General features: G+C 71.7%; 12 protein-coding genes. 8 read left to right on the top strand and 4 right to left on the bottom strand.

Annotated elements, in window-relative coordinates; translation table 11 throughout:
• The first annotated feature begins 119 nt into the window (after positions 1-119).
• Positions 120-2,099: a methyl-accepting chemotaxis protein gene (locus BJY16_RS18395; protein ID WP_185040635.1), complete on the top strand. Its 1,980-nt coding sequence runs from the start codon at positions 120-122 to the stop codon at positions 2,097-2,099.
• Here BJY16_RS18395 and BJY16_RS18390 read toward each other — a convergent pair whose 3' ends face one another.
• The gene (locus BJY16_RS18390; protein ID WP_185040634.1) at positions 2,100-3,644 is read right to left on the bottom strand and encodes a M1 family metallopeptidase; all 1,545 of its coding nucleotides are present in this window, start codon (positions 3,642-3,644) and stop codon (positions 2,100-2,102) included.
• Between the two features lie 124 nt (positions 3,645-3,768).
• On the opposite strand from BJY16_RS18390, the gene pflB reads away from it, so the two are divergent.
• The 4 genes from pflB (at position 3,769) to BJY16_RS18370 (ending at position 9,223) form a co-directional block, all read left to right on the top strand.
• The gene (gene pflB / locus BJY16_RS18385; RefSeq protein WP_185040633.1) at positions 3,769-6,000 is read left to right on the top strand and encodes a formate C-acetyltransferase; all 2,232 of its coding nucleotides are present in this window, start codon (positions 3,769-3,771) and stop codon (positions 5,998-6,000) included.
• The gene (pflA, locus tag BJY16_RS18380) at positions 5,997-6,740 is read left to right on the top strand and encodes a pyruvate formate-lyase-activating protein (protein WP_239177541.1); all 744 of its coding nucleotides are present in this window, start codon (positions 5,997-5,999) and stop codon (positions 6,738-6,740) included. Before pflB ends, pflA begins: the two co-directional genes overlap by 4 nt.
• A 115-nt stretch (positions 6,741-6,855) precedes the next feature.
• Complete coding sequence (locus BJY16_RS18375; RefSeq protein WP_185040632.1) at positions 6,856-7,974, top strand: AI-2E family transporter; 1,119 nt, start codon at positions 6,856-6,858, stop codon at positions 7,972-7,974.
• A 64-nt stretch (positions 7,975-8,038) separates the two neighbouring features.
• The gene (locus BJY16_RS18370) at positions 8,039-9,223 is read left to right on the top strand and encodes an aminotransferase class I/II-fold pyridoxal phosphate-dependent enzyme (RefSeq protein WP_185040631.1); all 1,185 of its coding nucleotides are present in this window, start codon (positions 8,039-8,041) and stop codon (positions 9,221-9,223) included.
• Positions 9,224-9,553: 330 nt separating this feature from the next.
• Here BJY16_RS18370 and BJY16_RS18365 read toward each other — a convergent pair whose 3' ends face one another.
• Positions 9,554-12,142, bottom strand: coding sequence for an alpha-amylase family glycosyl hydrolase (locus tag BJY16_RS18365; protein WP_185046526.1), 2,589 nt, complete (start codon positions 12,140-12,142; stop codon positions 9,554-9,556).
• A 249-nt stretch (positions 12,143-12,391) separates the two neighbouring features.
• Positions 12,392-12,982, bottom strand: a complete 591-nt coding sequence (locus tag BJY16_RS18360; protein ID WP_185040630.1) for a TetR family transcriptional regulator C-terminal domain-containing protein — start codon at positions 12,980-12,982, stop codon at positions 12,392-12,394.
• 204 nt (positions 12,983-13,186) lie between these two features.
• Here BJY16_RS18360 and BJY16_RS18355 point away from each other — a divergent pair, with 204 nt between their 5' ends.
• From BJY16_RS18355 to fahA, 3 genes are read left to right on the top strand one after another with little or no spacing between them, the layout of a single operon-like run.
• The gene (locus tag BJY16_RS18355) at positions 13,187-14,362 is read left to right on the top strand and encodes a homogentisate 1,2-dioxygenase (protein ID WP_185040629.1); all 1,176 of its coding nucleotides are present in this window, start codon (positions 13,187-13,189) and stop codon (positions 14,360-14,362) included.
• Positions 14,359-15,210: a hypothetical protein gene (locus BJY16_RS18350; protein ID WP_185040628.1), complete on the top strand. Its 852-nt coding sequence runs from the start codon at positions 14,359-14,361 to the stop codon at positions 15,208-15,210. Before BJY16_RS18355 ends, BJY16_RS18350 begins: the two co-directional genes overlap by 4 nt.
• Positions 15,207-16,562 carry a fumarylacetoacetase gene (gene fahA / locus BJY16_RS18345; protein ID WP_203759059.1) on the top strand — a complete coding sequence of 452 codons (1,356 nt, stop codon included), beginning with the start codon at positions 15,207-15,209 and terminating at the stop codon, positions 16,560-16,562. Before BJY16_RS18350 ends, fahA begins: the two co-directional genes overlap by 4 nt.
• A 1,265-nt stretch (positions 16,563-17,827) precedes the next feature.
• Here fahA and BJY16_RS18340 read toward each other — a convergent pair.
• Entirely contained in the window at positions 17,828-18,214 is a 387-nt protein-coding gene (locus tag BJY16_RS18340) for a hypothetical protein (RefSeq protein ID WP_221501995.1), read from the bottom strand.
• Positions 18,215-18,228: the final 14 nt, after the last annotated feature.

Genomic DNA, 18,228 nt, shown 5'->3' with positions numbered 1-18,228 from the left:
AAATACCGACAGGTGGGGAGACCCGTACCCACCGTATCCGAGGAGGGAGGCCGGCTCTGAGTTCGCCACCCCTCCTCCTCCGGCCGGTTCTCGCCGTCACCGACCGGCTGCGCACCGGCATGCGGCTCGGCCTGCTGGTCGTCGTCCTGCTGGTGCCGGGCGGTCTGGCCACCGGGATGTACACCGCCGCCAAGAACCACGACCTGTCCTTCACCGACCGGGAGGAGCAGGGCGTCACCGTCCTCGGGCCGGCCCTGACCGCGCTCGCCGACACCGCCGCCGGCCGCACACCCGACCTGGGACCGATCCGCGCGGCCATCGCCGCGCACCCGGATCTGGAGCTCGGCGACACGATGGCGGAGGTGCCGGAGATCGGCGACGGGTCGGCCGCCGCCCGGAGCGCCACGGCGGCCGGGCTGGCCGGGCTGATCGCGGTGCTGGGCAACGCCTCCAACCTGATCCTCGACCCGGACCTGGACTCGTTCTACGTGATGGACGCGCAGGTGGTGCAGGTGCCGCAGGCGCTGCTGGCCACGCTGGCCGCGGCCCACCCGGACCCGGAACTGACCAGCCGGCAGGCGATGGCCGCCCAGGCGGTGCTGGCCGGCCGGCTGGAGGCGATCGCCGACGCGCTGCGCAACGACGTGGCGACCGCGGCGGAGCACACCGGCCGGGCCGGGCTGACCGGCCGGCTCACCCCGGTGCTCACCCTGGCCGACACGATCACCGCGCTGGACAAGCGGCTGACCGAGACGCTCAACACGCCCGGCGCGGCCGACCCGGCCGAGGTGGCGGCGGCGGCCACCGCCGCCGTACGGCCGTTGACCGACGAGCTGACCGCGCTGCTCAGCGCCCGCACCCGGGAGAACGCCCTGGAACGCGGCCTGGTCCTGGGCATCTCGCTCGGCGGGTTCGTGCTCGCCCTCTGGTGCGCCGCCGGGGTGCTCTGGCGGACCAGCCACGACGTGCGGCGGACGGTGGCGGCGGTGACCGCGATCGCCGGCGCCGACCTGGCGCCCCGGCCGCTGCCCGAGGGGCGCGACGAGATGGGCGACATCGGCCGGGCCCTGGTGGTGGCCCGCACCCGGCTGCAGGACCAGGAGGCCGCCCTGGCCCAGGCCGAGGTGGCCCGGGAGCAGCAGCTGCGGGCCGGATTCCTGCACCAGCGGCAGGCCGAGACCCAGTTCCGGCGGCGGACCCAGGAGATCATCGACGAGTCGACCTCGGTGATCGCCGAGGAGCTGCGGCAGGTCACCGACAAGGTGAGCGAGGTACGCACCACGGCCGGCGTGATCGACGACCGGATCAGCGTGGCGGACGCGGCGACCAACGCGATCGTCGGCCAGGCGCACGACGCCGAGCAGGTGATCTCGTCGCTGGAGCACAGCCTGCGCCGGGTCGCCTCGACCGCCGAACTGGTAACCGGGATCGCCCGGCAGACCCGGCTGCTGGCGCTGAACGCGACCATCGAGGCGGCCCGGGCCGGCGAGCTGGGGTACGGCTTCACCGTGGTCGCCGACGAGGTCAAGCAGCTCGCCATGCACACCGCCGAGTCCACCGACCAGATCCTGCGGACCATTGACGACCTGCGCCGGGACACCACCGCGATGTCCGACACGATCACCACGATGATCGACGGCATCGGCGGGGTCGGCGACGCGGCCACCTCGCTGCGCACCGTCGCCGCCGACCAGGGCACGCTGATGGAGCGGCTGGCCGGGCAGATGAGCGCCACGCTCGGCCGGGTCGACGAGATGACCGACCTGGCCAGCCGGCTGGAGCGGCGCGAGCACGAGCGGCTCGCGGCGGCCGGCAAGGTCGCCCTGCGCCGGCCGGGCCAGCCGGCCACCCCGGCCGTCCTGATCAACGTCAGCGCCGGCGGCCTGCGCTGCATCGTGGCCGGCACGGCCGCCTTCGCCGAGGGCACCACGGCCGACGCCGAGCTGACCGGGGTCACCGACGACACGCTCACCGTGCCCGCACGGGTGGTGAACGTGGTCGACTCCCCCGGCCAGCAGGAGATCGGCCTTCAGTTCCTGGTCACCGACGACGCCATGGCGCAGCGCCTGGTGGCCTTCGCCGAGCAGATGGTCGGCTGATCAGCGGTTGTTCCGCGCTTTCGCCACGGCGGCCGCCGGCGCCGAGGGCGGCTGCGGCGGGGTCACTGTCCAGTCCGGGTGGCCCGGCATCGGCGGCGTGGTGGTGCCGTACAGCCAGTCGTTCAGGAAGCCGCGCAGGTCCCGGTGCGCGACCTTGGAGGCCAGCGCGATGAAGTCCTGCGTGGTGACCGACTTGCCGCGGTTCTGGGCGACCCAGGCGCGCTCCAGGCTGTCGAACGCCTTGGCGCCGATCTTCTGCCGCAGCGCGTAGAGGACGAGCGCGCCGCCGTCGTACACGTTGGGGTTGAAGACGTCCCAGATCGAGTCGGACCGCAGCGGGTAGGCCACCGGGCCGTAGTCCTGCCGGTACTGGTCGCCCCGGCTGTAGACCTGCTTGAAGTACGACTCCAGGTCGGGCTGGCCGGTGTAGTCCTTGAGGTGACCGAACTCGTCGGCGTAGGTCAGCTCGTACCAGGTGGCGTGGCCCTCGTTCTGCCAGACGTCGCTCCACCGGGCCGGCGCGACGCTGTCGCCGAACCACATGTGCGCCAGCTCGTGCGCCATGATCGGGTCGAGGACGAACTTCGGGTAGCCGAACAGACCGGTGTCGTACAGCGAGAGGGTCTGGGTCTCCAGCGCGAAGCCCAGGTCGGCGTCGATCACCAGGGACCCGTAGTTCTCGAACGGGTACTTCCCGACCTTGCCCACCATCCAGGCCAGCTGGGCGCGCTCCACGTCGGCCTTGGGCAGCAGGTCGCCGGCGAGCCGGGTGGGCACCACGTCCCGGATCGGCACGCCGCCCACCGACGGGCGCTGGTGCACGGTGAACGCGCCGACCGCGAGCTGGATCAGCTCGCTGGCCATCGGCTTCGACTCGCGGTAGACCGAGGTCACCGTGGTGCCGCTGGTCCGGTCGCCGACGTGCACCCCGTTCGCCACCGCGGCCCAGCCGGACGGGCGGGTCATCGCGATCGTGTAGGTCGCCATGTCGCGCGGGTGGTCGTTGCTGGGGAACAGCTGGTGCGACTGGTCCGGCTGGCCGGCCATGATGGTGCCGTCCGGGGTGGTGACGAATCCGGCCGGCGAGTCCGCGTTGGCCGGGATCGGGGTCGCGGTGAACCCGCTGACCGTGACCCAGAACCGCTTGCCCTTCGTCAGGTACCGGCTCGGCGTGATGATCAGCTCGTCGCCGTCCCGGCTGAACCGGGCCGGCTTGCCGTTGACCGACACCTTGCCGACCCCGTCGCCGCCGAAGTCGAGGTCGAACCGGGACAGGTTCTGGGTGGCCACCGCGATGATCGTCACGTCGCCGGTGACCTGCTGCTTGGGGTCCTTCTGCGGATAGCGGATCCGCAGGTCGTAGTTCTGCACGTCGTACCCACCGTTGCCGAGCAGCGGGTACAGCCGGTCACCGAGACCGGCCGAACCTGGGCTCGCCGACCCGCCGCCCGCCTGGGCGGGAGCGGCCAGTCCGGCCACCACGACCAGCGCGGTGGCGCCGGCCGCGAGCAGCCCCGAGAGACGTTTCTCGATTGAGTCACTCATGACCGCCGACGCTACGCCGTCCACAGTCGAACGTCAGTCCCCTGTCCCGAATCAGTCGGGACCTTGGTCCCTGTCCGGCGAGAAGCGCGGAGCGCAGGCTGGAGAGGCAGACGGAGGAGGCATCATGACGAACACGGCCTGGCGGGGGTTCCACGGGGCGGCCTGGCGCGAGACGGTCGACGTCGGCGCGTTCGTGCGGGACAACGTGACCCCCTACACCGGGGACGCGGCGTTCCTGGCCGGCGCCACCGCCCGTACCACGCGGATCTGGGCGCAGCTGAGCCGGATGTTCCCCGAGGAGCGGGCGCGCGGCATCTACGACGTGGACGCGCACACCCCGTCGACGATCACCTCGCACGCGCCCGGCTACCTCGACCGCGACCACGAGCTGATCGTCGGCCTGCAGACCAGCGCCCCGTTGCGCCGCGCCATCATGCCGGCCGGCGGGCTGCGCATGGTGCAGAACGGCCTGGCCGCCTACGGCTACTCGCTGGACTCCACCGTCCGCACCATCTTCAGCCAGTACCGCAAGACGCACAACGACGGCGTCTTCGACGCGTACCCGGCGGAGGTGCTGGCGGCCCGCCGCTCGCACATCATCACCGGCCTGCCGGACGCCTACGGCCGCGGCCGGATCATCGGCGACTACCGCCGGGTCGCCCTCTACGGCGTCGACCACCTGGTCGCCGAGCGCCACGCCCGCAAGAGCGCGCTCGACCGGCAGCCGTCCAGCGAAGCGGTGATCCGCGACCGGGAGGAGCTGGCCGAGCAGATCCGCGCGCTGGAGGACCTGCGGTTCATGGCCGGCCGCTACGGGTTCGACATCAGCGGCCCGGCCACCACCGGCCGGGAGGCGATCCAGTGGCTCTACTTCGCCTACCTCGCCGCGATCAAGGAGCAGAACGGCGCCGCCATGTCGCTCGGCCGCACCTCGTCGTTCGTCGACATCTACCTGCAGCGCGACCTGGACGAGGGGCTGCTCACCGAGGAGCAGGCGCAGGAGCTGGTCGACGACTTCGTGATCAAGCTGCGGATCGTCCGCTTCCTGCGCACCCCGGAGTACGACCAGCTGTTCTCCGGCGACCCGACCTGGGTCACCGAGTCGCTCGGCGGGCTCGACCGGGACGGCCGGCCGCTGGTCACCCGGACCAGCTTCCGCTACCTGCAGACTCTCTACAACCTGGGCCCGGCCCCGGAGCCGAACCTGACCGTGCTCTGGTCACCCCGGCTGCCGGACGGCTTCAAGCGGTTCTGCGCCCAGGTCAGCCTGGACACCAGCGCCATCCAGTACGAGAACGACGACCTGATCCGCCCGGCCTACAGCGACGACACCGCGATCGCCTGCTGCGTCTCGGCCATGCGGGTCGGCAAGGACATGCAGTTCTTCGGCGCCCGGGCGAACCTGGCGAAAGCCCTGCTCTACGCGATCAACGGCGGCCGGGACGAGATGTCCGGCTCGCAGGTGACACCGCCCTTCGACCCGGTGGCGGACGACGTCCTGGACTACGCAGAGGTGCTGGCCAAGTTCGATCACGTGCTCGACTGGCTCGCCGAGACCTACGTCAACGCGCTCAACGTCATCCACTACATGCACGACAAGTACGCCTACGAGCGGATCGAGATGGCCCTGCACGACTACCCCGTGCACCGCTTCCTCGCCACCGGGATCGCCGGCCTGTCGGTCGCCGTGGACAGCCTCGCCGCCATCAAGTACGCCCAGGTCAAGGCCCTGCGCGACGAGACCGGCCTGGTCGTCGACTACGCCATCGACGGCGAGTTCCCGGCCTTCGGCAACAACGACGACCGGGCCGACGCGATCGCGGTGGACCTGGTCGAGCGGTTCATGGCGAAGATCCGCCGGCAGCCGACCTACCGCGGGGCCGAGCCCAGCCTGTCCGTCCTGACCATCACCTCGAACGTGGTCTACGGCAAGCACACCGGCAACACCCCGGACGGGCGGCGGGCCGGCGAGCCGTTCGCGCCCGGCGCCAACCCGATGAACGGGCGGGACCGGCACGGCCTGGTCGCCGCCGCCCTCTCGGTGGCGAAACTGCCCTACCGCAGCGCTCGCGACGGCATCTCGCTGACCACCACGGTCACCCCGAACGGGCTGGGCCACAGCCGCGACGAGCGGATCGGCAACCTGGTCGGCGTGCTCGACGGCTACACCGACGCCGGCGGCTTCCACCTGAACGTGAACGTGCTGGACCGGGCCACCCTGGAGGACGCGATGCTGCACCCGGAGAAGTACCCGCAGCTGACCATCCGGGTCTCCGGCTACGCGGTGAACTTCGTCAAGCTCACCACCGAGCAGCAGCGCGACGTCATCTCCCGTACCTTCCACGGTGCGCTGTGACAACCGCCCTGCTCACCGGCAGCCTGCACTCGTTCGACGTCTCGACCGGCGTGGACGGGCCGGGGACGCGATTCGTCGCGTTCCTGGCCGGCTGCCCGCTGCGCTGCCAGTTCTGCCACAGCCCGGACACCTGGCACCGCCGAACCGGGACGCCGACCACGGCCGACGACCTGATGACCGAGATCGCGCGCTACGAGCGGTTCATCAAGGTGGCCGGCGGCGGCGTCACGATCAGCGGCGGCGAACCCCTGGAACAGCCCGGCTTCGTCCGCGAGATCCTGCACCGCTGCCGGGCCAGGGGGCTGCACACCGCCCTGGACACCAGCGGCTTCCTGGGCGACCGGGCGGACGACGCGCTGCTCGACGCGACCGACCTGGTGCTGCTCGACATCAAGTCCGGTGACCCGGCGACCTACCGCCGGGTGACCGGCACCGGCCGCCTGGCGCCCACCGTCCGCTTCGCCCACCGGCTGGCCGGCCGGGGCATCCCGATCTGGGTCCGGTTCGTCCTGGTCCCCGGCCTGACCGACGCCGAGGAGAACGTCGAGGCGGTCGCCGCGATCTGCGCCGCCGTCCGCACCGTGCAGCGGGTCGAGGTGCTCCCGTTCCACCGCCTCGGCGCCCCGAAGTACGCGGCGCTCGGCCTGCCGTTCCCGCTGGCCGGCACCCCGGCGCCGAGTCCGGGACTGCTGACCCGGGTGCACGAGCAGTTCCGCGCCCACGGCCTTCAGGTCTTCTGACGACCTGGTGGCACGGGTAGCGGTCCGCAGTGGCCGCAGCCTTGCGCACGGTCCGGGTGTGGCGAGCCCGGTGGAAGAAAACCCGGCAGGCGTGGTTCACCGTAAGGTGATCAACATGCCCACATTGAGCGCGACCAAGACCCGGACGGCGATGCGCAACGCCGCCCGGGTCTCCGGCCAGAGCCTGTTGATCCTGCTGCTCACCTACGTGGTCCTGCGGCTGCTCGGGATGGCCTGGTCGATCCTCTGGCCGCTGGTGGTCGCGCTGCTGCTGACCACGCTGACCTGGCCGCCGGTGCGCTTCCTGCGCCGGCACGGCTGGCCACCGGCGCTGGCCGCGTCGCTGGTCACGGTGCTGTTCCTGGGCCTGATCACGGGCATCGTGGTGCTGATCGCGGTGCCGGTGTCGGCGCAGAGCGGCAAGCTCGGCCAGGGCGTGGTGGACGGCATCCAGACGGTCCGGGACTGGGCCTCCGGGCCGCCGCTGCACATCACCGACGACCAGGTCAACAGCGGGCTGAACAGCGCGATCGACAAGGTGCAGGCCAGCGTCGGCAGCATCGCGAACGCCACCCTGACCGGGGTGAGCACGGTGGTGAACGGCCTGGTCACCACGATCCTCGCGCTGTTCCTGATGTTCTTCTTCCTCAAGGACGGGCCGCGGTTCCTGCCCTGGCTGAGCCGTCAGCTGCCCGGCCGGCTGAGCACCGACCTGCCGGAGATCGCCGCCCGCAGCTGGAACACGCTCGGCTCGTTCGTCCGCTCGCAGGCGTTCGTCGGCCTGCTCGACGCGGTCTTCATCGGCCTCGGCCTGTGGATCACCGGGGTTCCGCTGGTACTGCCGCTGGCCGTGCTGACCTTCGTCACCGCGTTCATCCCGATCGTCGGCGCGGTCTTCGCCGGCCTGGTGGCGGTGCTGATCGCGCTGGTCTTCACCGGCTGGGTGAAAGCGCTGATCGTGCTCGGCATCATCCTGCTGGTCCAGCAGCTGGAGGGGAACGTCTTCCAGCCGATGATCCAGAGCCGCGGCCTGGGCCTGCACGCCGCCGTGGTGCTGCTCGCGGTGACCCTGGGCGGCAACCTGGCCGGCATCGTCGGCAGCCTGCTCGCCGTGCCGGTCGCCGCGCTGATCGCGGTGGTCTGGAACTACCTGCGCGAGCAGCTCAGCGATCCGGTCCCGGACGTGGTGCCGGAGACGGACGGCGAGCCGGCCGAACGCGTCGACGCCCAGTAGTGCTCCTGGCGCTCCCCGCCCGCGAGTCGACGATCGCCGGCGCGGGGCGTGGCATGCTGCGGCCATGAGGTTGTCGCAGCGTGCCCAGTCCGCCGAGCCGTTCCACGCGATGGCGTTCGGTGAGCAGGCCGGCCGGCTGGAGGCGGCCGGGCACCGGGTGATCCGGCTCGGTCTCGGCGAGCCCGACTTCGGCGCGCCGCCGGCGGTCCGGGCGGCGATGCGCGAGGTGATGGATGGGCGGCCGCTGCCCTACACGCCGGCGTTCGGCCTGCCGGCGCTGCGCGAGGCGATCGCCGGTTTCTACCGCGACCGGCACCGGGTGACGGTCGACCCGGCCCGGATCGCGGTCACCCCGGGCGCGTCCGGCGCGCTGCTGCTGGCCGCGGCCGCGACCACCGACCCGGGCGACGAGGTGATCCTGGCCGACCCGTCCTACCCGTGCAACCGGCAGCTGGTGGAGACCTTCGGCGGCGTCGTGGTGACCGCACCGACCACGCCCGGCTCGCGCTACCAGCTGGACACCGCGGCGGTCGACCGGGCCTGGACCGACCGGACCCGCGCCGTGATGGTGGCCAGCCCGGCCAACCCGACCGGCACCTCGATCCCGTTCGCCGAGCTGGTCGAGGTCTGCCGGCGGGCCGAGGCGCGCGGCGCCTGGCGGATCGTCGACGAGATCTACCTGGACCTGGCCGATCCGTCCCCGGACGGCGTCCCGCCGCGCACCATCCTGACGGCCGACCCGGACGCCATCGTGATCAACAGCTTCTCCAAGTACTTCGGGATGACCGGCTGGCGCCTCGGCTGGTGCGTGCTGCCGCCGGTGCTGGTCCCGGCGGTCGAGCGGCTGGCGATGAACTACTTCCTCTGCGCCTCCACCCCGGCCCAGATCGCCGCCCTGTCCTGCTTCACCCCGGCGTCCCTGGCGGTCTGCGAGGAACGCCGCGGGGAACTGGCCGCCCGCCGCGCGATCGCCCTGGCCGGCCTGGCCGAGATCGGTCTCCCGGTCCCGGTCCCGCCGGACGGCGCCTTCTACATCTACTTCGACGTCTCCGCGACCGGCCTCACCGCCTGGGAGTTCTGCCGCCGCGCCCTGGCCGAGGCGCACGTCGCGGTCACCCCGGGCCGCGACTTCGGCGCCTCCACCGCGGAATCCCACGTCCGCCTCTCCTACACCGCCTCCCGCGCGGATCTGGAGGAGGGCCTCCGCCGCCTGGCCACCTTCGTCCGCTCCCTGCCCGCCCAACCCTGACCGCCCACGGCTGCGGCATCCGCACGGTCGCCACGCGCCGACCGGTCCGTTTCCCATGCCCAAGAAAATGGATTTTGTACGACTTGCCGTTCCGGGTCTGGACAGTGCGCAAGGCTGCGGCCACTGCGGACCGCGGCGCGTGTCGTGCGGGTTCGCTGCCGCTCACGGTCACCTCGAAGGTCTGACCGTGACCACCCGCGGACCCGCACGACACGCGCCGCGGCCGGTAGTGGAGCGGAGGTCGCGGGCCGACCGCCACGAGACCCCGAGTCGTACCGGAAAATGGCCGGGAAATGCCCCGCCGCTTCGGGGAGAAACGGCGGGGACCGGCTATTTCAGGTACGTCGTGTCGGCGCCCACCTTGCCCGGAGCCGGATTCCCGGCCTGGTCGAGAACGTAGACGCGGAGGTTGCCCTTGGCGTTCAGCGGGACCGCGAGCGAACCGCCGGTGACCACCTTCCGGTCGCCGGTGACCGCGTCGACGTAGGTGCCGTTCGGGATGCCGCTGAACGTCGCGCTGCCGGAGACCGTGATCAGCGCGAAGCTGTCCACGCCGCCGGAGGTGTAGCGGCGCTTGTACGCCATGCCGCCGGAGACGCCGTCGGTGGAGTACTGGCCCATCTGCAACGCGGGCACCGCCCGGCGGATCAGGTTGAGCCGCTGCAGATGCTTGACCAGCGGTCTCGACAGCGTGGTCGCCACGTTCCCGCTGGCCGCGGCGACCACGCCGTAGTCGGCGGCGGTGACCGTTCCGGAGAGGTTGTCGCCGAAGTACGCCCGGCCGGTGGTGGCCAGCGGGCAGGTCGGCCCGCAGTCGATCTGCTTGCCGGCCTGGAACTCGATCTCCGAGCCGTAGTACAGCGTCGGGATGCCGCGGAAGGTCCACATCAGCGACATGTTCTCGGCCCACGCGTCGGTGCCGCCGGAGTAGCGCGTCGACGACTTGTTCGGGCCGTAGTCGTGCGAGTCGACATAGACCACGTTGTACGTCGCGTCGTTGACCGAGTCGTCCGAGTCCTTGCCGTTGCTGAACGCGTTCTGCGCGTCGCTGAAGTTCATGTGCATGCGCATGTCGATGATGTTCATGCCGGAGAACTGGCTGTGGTCCGGCGCGTGGTAGGTGTTCCCGCTGAGGAACGCGTTGGTGCTGGCCGGCTGGTTCCCGGTGCCCAGGTTGTTCTCGTGGGTGAACTGTTCGAGCGCCGCCGTCACGTCGTTGCCGGAGTAGGTCTCGCGCTCCGTCCAGGTGTAGAACTGCGCCGAGTGGTTGACCGAGCCGCGGTTCCACTTGTCGTTGACGAAGGCCGCGACCTCACCGAAGACGTAGAAGTCGGCCGCCTTCGCGGCGCCGTACTTCTGCACCAGGTGGTCGTGCAGGGCGGGCAGGAAGCGCCGGTTCCAGGTGACCCGCGGAACGTGCACGGCGGTGTCGATCCGGAACCCGTCGACGCCCATGTCGATGTACCTGTTGTACGCGTCGATCAGGTACTTCTGCACGGTGGCGTTCTCGGTGTCGAAGTCGGCCAGGTCCTCGTGCAGCCAGCAGGACCGGGCGTCCTCACCCTCCCAGTTGCCGATCCAGCACTGGTGGTAGAGGTCGGACGGGAACATTTTCGCGGTCGGCGACGGCCACTGGCAGTGGTAGAGGGTGTAGCCCTCCCTGCTCTTCCCGCCGGTCGGCGTGCCGTAATTCGGGCAGGTGTTCCCGGCCGGCGCGGTGCTGCTCCACAGGTCGCCGTTGTACGGGTATCCCTTGGCGTTCTCCTCCAGGGGGTCGTACTGCCCGCCGGGCACCTTCTCGGAGTAGAACCAGCTCCACTGGCTGTCCCGGACCCCGTAGACGGTCGGCGTGAACAGGCCGTTCGCGCCCCACCGGGAGCTGTGGTTGTAGACCACGTCCTGGTAGATCTTGAGGCCCTTGGCGTGCGCCGAGTTGATCAGGTCCTGGTAGGAGGCGCCGGCCGACTCCAGCCGCGGGTCGACCCGGTAGAAGTCCCAGCCGTGGTAGCCGTGGTAGTCGTAGTCGGACCGGTTCAGCACCACCGGCGTGATCCAGATGGCGGAGAAGCCCAGCCCCTTGATGTAGTCGAGCTTGTCGACCAGCCCCTGGAAGTCGCCCCGGAACATCGGGTCGCCGTTCGCCGCGTTGCCGGACGCGACGTGCTGGCTGCCGCCCCGGTCGTTGGCGGTGTTCCCGTCGTAGAAGCGCGCGGTCAGCACGAAGTAGATGCTGTCCTTGCGCGGGTCGCCGCCGAGCATCTCGCCCTGGGTGACCGGCACCGCGTCACCGGTGGTGACGCTGACCGCGCTGCTGGCCGCGGAGACGTTGCCGGCCGCGTCGACCGCCTTGACCGTGTAGCTGTAGGCGGTCTTCGCCGCCAGGCCACGGTCGGTGTAGGCGTTGGTCGACGAGGTGAGCACCGTGCCGCCCCGGACGATCTGGTAGCCGGCCACGGCGACGTCGTCGGTCGAGGCGGTCCAGGTCAGCGAGACCGTGGTGTTCCGCGCGGTGGCGGTGAGCCCGGCCGGCGCGCTGGGCGCGGTGGTGTCGGCCGGCGCGGTGACGCACGGGCTGGTCGCGTTCGCGGTGACCACCCCGGCGTTGACCGTGGTCACCCCGGTGCCCAGGGCGTAGTTCTTGCCGGAGTTGTTGTCCCAGGTGCCGGAGCCGTTGGTGAAGACGGCCTGCATGCCGGCCGCGGTGCCGAGGTCGACCGTCCTCTGGTACCAGCCGGTGCAACCAGAAGCGGTCATCGCGACGCCGGGCACGGTGGTCCAGGCGCCGCCGGTCGGCGCGTAGTGGATGTTGACCGTGGCCCAGGAGCTGGGCGCCCGGTAGTAGACGGTCACCGAGTTGGCCGCGCGCGCCGCCGGTGCGCCGAGCACCAGCAGGGGGATGACGCAGAGCGCGGCCAGCATTCTGCGGAGAAAGGTGAACACGAGGAAGCCTCCAGGCCATGGGGGAACGGCGCTGTTGCGAGATGCGTGGGGCGTGACAAGCCGGAAACCCGGCGTTCATGTGTGAACGGAAGGTAGCAAGTTCTTTCAGAACTTGAAAGAGATTCCCGTCAATATGCCCATCCGCGCGGCACACGGCCGCCCGTCCTCGCGGCTCAGGCGTTTTCGGTACGGGGTAAGCGCCCGGAGGTCAGGGCCTTGCAAGTTCTTTCAGAGCCGCCACGGACGCAGGCAGTGGTCCACCATGCCGAGCTGCCGGCTCGGGTCCACCATCGGCGACGCCATCACGGCGTTCACCTGCTGCCCGAGGCAGATCGTGAGCAGCACGTCGAGCACGTCCGGGATCGGCATGGCCGGATCGAGCACCCCGTCCTCGATCGCCTCGGCGAAGTAGCCGGCGATCAACCCGCCCCAGTAGTCGCCCAGGTCCTCCTGGGTCTCCTCGATCTTGGCGTTCGCCGCGAGCCGGCCCCAGAAGCCGACCACCACGTGCGCCTCGTCCAGGGTCTCCTTGGTCAGCGGCAGGATCTCCCGGATCATCGGGTAGAACGCGTCCAGCCCGCGCAGCCCGGCCGTGACCGCGGCGATCCGCCCGTTGGTCCGCTCGACGATCCGCTGGTACGCCCCGGCGGCCACGTCGTCGAAACCGTCGAAGTAGTGCCACAGCGCGCCGGTGCCGATGGCGAGCTCGGCCGCGATCGCCCGGCTGGTCGCCGCGGCCAGCCCGTCCCGGGCCACCACCGCGAGATACGCCTCGACGATCTCGGACCGCCGCTGGTCGTGATCAACGATCTTCGGCACGGTGGCCCCCTTCTCCGGACGTCAGGCTACCGGCTTGATCGGCTGTGGCGAATCCGCGCATCCCCTTGTGCGCCCTGTTACGGCTCCGTAAATTCCGTAGCACATGCAGTCGTCACCACCACCCCTGGTGACGGCCGCATGGTCCTGGATCACCGCGGCGCGACCCGCCGAGGTGGTCCGCAGGAACCTCTGGAGGTCAGACGCGTGACGTTCTACCGGCAGGTGGGCAGCATCCCGCCGAAGCGGCACACCCAGCACCGCCGTCCCGACGGCGGGCTGTACGCCGAGGAGTTGGTCGGCGAGGAGGGCTTCTCCTCCGACTCGTCGTTGCTCTACCACCGCGGCATCCCGTCGGCGATCGTCGACGCCCGCCCGTGGGAGCTCCCCGACCAGACCCTGACCGCGAACGCCCCGCTGGTCCCGAGGCACCTGAAACTGCACGACCTGGAGTTCAAGGACGCCGACCCGGTCACCGCGCGCCGCCTGGTGCTCGGCAACGCCGACGTCCGGATCTCCTACGCGGTGTCGACCGAGCCGTCGCCGCTGTACCGCAACGCGATCGGCGACGAGTGCGTCTACGTCGAGCGGGGCGGCGCCACCGTGGAGACGGTCTTCGGCGCGCTCACCGTCGGCCAGGGCGACTACGTGATCATCCCGCGGACCACCACGCACCGGTGGATCCCGACCGGCCCGGAGCCGCTGCGCACCTACGCGATCGAGGCGAGCTCGCACATCGCGCCGCCGAAACGCTACCTGTCCCGGTACGGGCAGTTCCTGGAGCACGCGCCGTACTGCGAGCGGGACCTGCGCGGCCCGGTCGAGCCGATGCTGGCCGAGGGCACCGACGTCGAGGTCTACATCAAGCACCGGGGTGGCGGCTCGGTCCACGTGGTGCCGGAGCACCCGTTCGACGTGGTCGGGTGGGACGGCTGCCTCTATCCGTACGCGTTCAACATCGCCGACTTCGAGCCGATCACCGGGCGGGTGCACCAGCCGCCGCCGGTGCACCAGGTGTTCGAGGGCGCCAACTTCGTGATCTGCAACTTCGTGCCGCGCAAGGTGGACTACCACCCGCTCGCCGTCCCGGTGCCGTACTACCACTCGAACGTCGACTCGGACGAGGTGATGTTCTACGTCGACGGGGACTACGAGGCGCGCAAGGGCTCCGGCATCGGCAAGGGGTCGATCTCGCTGCACCCCGGCGGCCACTCGCACGGGCCGCAGCCCGGCGCGGTCGAGCGGTCCCTGGGCGTCGAGTTCTTCGACGAGACGGCGGTCATGGTCGACACGTTCCGGCCGCTCGACCTGGGCGAGGCCGGTCTGGCCTCGGACGACGGCCGCTACGCGTGGTCCTGGTCCGGCCGCGGCCCGGCCGCATGACCGCCCCGGCCACCCCACCCCTCCCCGTCCCGCCCGCCGCCGAGGAACTGTTCGCGCGGTTCTTCGACGACGCGGCGCTCTTCCCGCCCGGGAACGCGACGATGGCCACGGCCGTGCCCGCGCATCTCGCGTTCCGGGGCGGCCTGGTCGGGCCGTTCGTGCTGCCCGCGTCCCGGCTGGCGGAGGTGGACGTACACCTCGATCGGTCCGGGCCACCGCTCGACCTCGCGCTGATCGCAGCGCCGGCCGATCTGCCGGCCGCGGCCGGCGCGATCGCCGACCACCCGGGACTGCGCCTGGCCGCGGTCGAGGCCACGGTCGCGGTCGATGCCGCGCAGGCCCGATCCACGGTACGCACGCTGGCCGCCTGCCTGCCCCCGGACCTCCCGGTGGCGGTGGAGATCCCGCGCACCGGCGGACGCGACGAGGTGCTCGACGCGCTGGCCGGCACCGGCCTCCGGGCCAAACTCCGCACCGGCGGGGTCCGCGCCGACCTGTTCCCCCCGGTCGGCGAGCTGGCCGCGACGATCCGGGCGTGCGTCGACCGGGGCATCGCCTTCAAATGCACCGCCGGACTGCACCACGCCATCCAGCACACCGACCCGGTGACCGGTTTCCACCATCACGGTTTCCTGAACGTCCTGCTCGCCGCCGACGAACCGTCCCGGGCCGCCGACCACCTGGCCCGGACCGACGCCGCCGAGGTCGCCGCCGAGCTGCGCACCTGGTCACCCACCCGCGCCGCGCGGGCCCGCGAGGTGTTCACCTCGTTCGGCACCTGCGACATCGGCGACCCGATCCACGATCTCGTCCATCTCGGCCTGCTCCCGGAGAGAATCACCGCATGACCTGGCTCGAACTGCCCTCGGACACCGGCTTCGGCCTGGCCAACCTGCCCTACGGCATCTTCTCCCCGGCCCCGGCCGGCTCTGCCGGCTCCTCCGCCGCCGGCTCTTCCCCCGCCGGATCTTCCTCCGCCGCCTCTTCCCCCGCCGGATCTTCCCCCGCCGGATCTTCGCCTGCCGGCTCTTCTCCAGCCGGCTCTTCCTCCGCCGCCGGCCACGCCGCATGGGGCCCTGCCGCGCCGGGCGCGGCCCGCACCGGCGTCGCGATCGGTGACCAGGTGCTGGACCTGGCCGGGCTGACCGGCGATCCGGTGCATGCGACCGGCTCGCTGAACGCGTTCATGGCGCAGGGCCCGGAGTCCTGGGCCGCCACCCGGGCGATGATCACCGCCTGGCTGACCGATCCGGCCCACCGCGAGCGGGTCGAGCCGCACCTGATCCCGCGCTCCGCGGTCACCATGCACCTGCCGATCGAGGTCGCCGACTACGTCGACTTCTACAGCTCACAGGACCACGCCGAGAACCTGGGCCGGATGTTCCGCCCCGGCTCCCCGCCGCTCACCCCGAACTGGAAGCACCTGCCGATCGGCTACCACGGCCGCTCCGGCACCGTGCAGCTCTCCGGCACCCCGGTGGTCCGCCCGCGGGGCCAGTCCCGCCGCCCGGACGAGGCTCCGGTCTTCGGCCCGTCCCGCCGGCTCGACATCGAGGCCGAGGTCGGTTTCGTCGTCGGCACGCCGTCCCCGCTCGGCACCCCGGTGCCGGTCCGGGACTTCGCGTCGCACGTCTTCGGCGTCTGCCTGGTCAACGACTGGTCCGCCCGCGACCTCCAGGCCTGGGAGTACGTCCCGCTCGGCCCGTTCCTCGGCAAGTCCTTCCTGACCTCGATCTCCCCGTGGGTGGTCCCGCTGGCGGCCCTGTCCGCGGCCCGGGTCGACCCGCCCGCCCGGGACGAGCCGCTGCTCCTCTACCTGTCCGACGACGACGCCCGGTGGGGCCTGGACATCTCCCTGGAGGTCCGCCTGAACGGCACGGTGATCAGCCGCCCGCCGTTCGCCGGGATGTACTGGACCCCGGCCCAGCAGCTGGCCCACATGACGGTCAACGGCGCCTCGCTGCGCACCGGCGACCTCTACGCCTCCGGCACGGTCAGCGGCCCCACCCCGGACTCCCGGGGCTCCCTGATCGAGCTGTCCTGGAACGGTCAGGACCCGCTCAAACTCCCGGACGGCTCGACCCGCACGTTCCTGGAGGACGGCGACGAGGTGACCATCACCGCGACCGCCCCGGCCCCCGACGGCACCCGCCTCTCCTTCGGCGAGGTGACCGGCCACGTCCTCCCCTCCCCCCACTGACCCCACCCACCCCACCCGCCCACGCCCACCGGCGCCGCCAGCCCGCCCGCTCAGCCCGCCCGGTCAGCCCGCGCCGCCAGCCCGCGATCGATCCAGGCCGCCACGCGGCCCACGGTCGCCGGCTGGCCCTCACGGGTGCCTCAGCACATGCGAGACACCCGTGAACGCCAGCCGAGAACCGTGCGCGGCGCGGGCGGGCTTCGCGCGGGGCGGGACGCGGAACTTTCGCCTGCGCGACGTGACTTCGGGGCGCGCCCGGACCGCCGCACGGCCCACGATCGCCGGCTGGCCCTCACGGGTGCCTCAGCACATGCGAGACACCCGTGAGCGCCAGCTGAGACCGTGCGCGGACGGGCTTCGCGTGAGGCCGGACACGGGACTTTCGCCTGCGCGATGTGACTCCGGGGCGCGCCCGGACCGCCGCACGGCCCACGGTCGCCGGCTGGCCCTCACGGGTGCCTCAGCACATGCGAGACACCCGCGAGCGCCAGCCGAGACCGTGCGCGGGCGGGCTTCGCGTGGGGCGGGGCACGGGATATTCGCCTGGGCGATGTGATTTCGGGGCGCGGCGGCGCGGAAGGCTCATCACGGGCGGGAAAAGGATTATGGCCCGGTTTCCGCCGCCGCTCTCACAACGGCGGAAACCGGGCTCCCCCCAGGAAGGTCCAGAATTGCTGTTCGCCGAATCAGGATCGGCGAAATGGTGCCTGCGTCACCATTGTGTGGCGAGCGGCGGGGCTGGCCGTGGCGGTGGCGCACCGTCGTCGCGGCGGCGGGACTGGCCGCGGCGAGTGCGACTCAGCGGCTTGCGAGCGGTCAGCGCGTCGGCAGCGGACGGTAGAGCGGCGGGTTGTGGGGCGACCAGCGCGCTGGCACCGGACAAGGGCCGGCGGACTGCGAGACGGTCAGCGCGCTGGGAGTGGACAAGGGGCGGCGGGTTGTCGGGCGGTCAGCGCGCCGGAACCGGACAACGGGCGGCGGACTGTGAGACGGTCAGCGCGCCGGGAGCGGACAAAGGGCGGCTGCCTTTCCCGCTGGCGAGGCTCAGAGGGCCGGGGCGGGGTGGACCAATTGTCAGGCGGCGGGTGGACCGGGGCCAAGAGGTCAGCGGCCGGTGGACCGGGGCTAAGGGGTCAGCGGCCGGTGGACCGGGGCTAAGGGGTCAGCGGCGGGCCGGGGCCAAGAGGTCAGCGGTGGGGTGGGCGGGGGCGAAGGGGTCAGCGGTGGATCGGGCCAAGAGGTCTGGGGTGGGCCGGGGCTAAGGGTCAGCGGACCAGGAGGGTGTAGTTGGGGGCTACGCCGGTGCGGCAGCGGTAGGAGACCCAGACGTGCTTGGCGACGCCGTCGGCGCCGACTCGGTCGCACTCGGCGTCGGGGTGGGCGACCTCGGTGTACAAGGCGGTGTAGACCTGGCGCTCGACGGCGGAGGCGGTGTGGCGTGGGGTGTAGGTGATCACCAGGTCGTCGCCCGCGATGCCGGAGCGGATCGCCGGGGACGACCAGACGCCGGCGGCCTCGCCGGCCGCGCCGATCGCGGCGGCCCGGCCGAACTGGTAGGTGCCGAGCACGTCGGTCGTCGGGCACGGCGCCGCCTGCGCCACCCCGGGGACGAGCACGGCCGGGATGATGCCTGCGAGCAGAGCACTACGCATTTCAAGAATCCTTT

Origin of the sequence: Actinoplanes octamycinicus (assembly GCF_014205225.1) — a bacterium.
Classification (GTDB): domain Bacteria; phylum Actinomycetota; class Actinomycetes; order Mycobacteriales; family Micromonosporaceae; genus Actinoplanes; species Actinoplanes octamycinicus.
Note: the sequence above shows the minus strand (reverse complement) of the source record. Positions and strands in the feature narration are given on the sequence as shown.

What these genes read in the sequence shown, in the direction of transcription:
- BJY16_RS18395 (WP_185040635.1), top strand. Translation starts at nt 120, where the DNA reads ATGCGGCTCGGCCTGCTGGTCGTCGTCCTGCTGGTGCCGGGCGGTCTG.
- BJY16_RS18390 (WP_185040634.1), bottom strand. Translation starts at nt 3,644, where the DNA reads ATGAGTGACTCAATCGAGAAACGTCTCTCGGGGCTGCTCGCGGCCGGC.
- pflB (WP_185040633.1), top strand. Translation starts at nt 3,769, where the DNA reads ATGACGAACACGGCCTGGCGGGGGTTCCACGGGGCGGCCTGGCGCGAG.
- BJY16_RS18375 (WP_185040632.1), top strand. Translation starts at nt 6,856, where the DNA reads ATGCCCACATTGAGCGCGACCAAGACCCGGACGGCGATGCGCAACGCC.
- BJY16_RS18370 (WP_185040631.1), top strand. Translation starts at nt 8,039, where the DNA reads ATGAGGTTGTCGCAGCGTGCCCAGTCCGCCGAGCCGTTCCACGCGATG.
- BJY16_RS18365 (WP_185046526.1), bottom strand. Translation starts at nt 12,142, where the DNA reads ATGCTGGCCGCGCTCTGCGTCATCCCCCTGCTGGTGCTCGGCGCACCG.
- BJY16_RS18350 (WP_185040628.1), top strand. Translation starts at nt 14,359, where the DNA reads ATGACCGCCCCGGCCACCCCACCCCTCCCCGTCCCGCCCGCCGCCGAG.
- fahA (WP_203759059.1), top strand. Translation starts at nt 15,207, where the DNA reads ATGACCTGGCTCGAACTGCCCTCGGACACCGGCTTCGGCCTGGCCAAC.
- BJY16_RS18340 (WP_221501995.1), bottom strand. Translation starts at nt 18,214, where the DNA reads ATGCGTAGTGCTCTGCTCGCAGGCATCATCCCGGCCGTGCTCGTCCCC.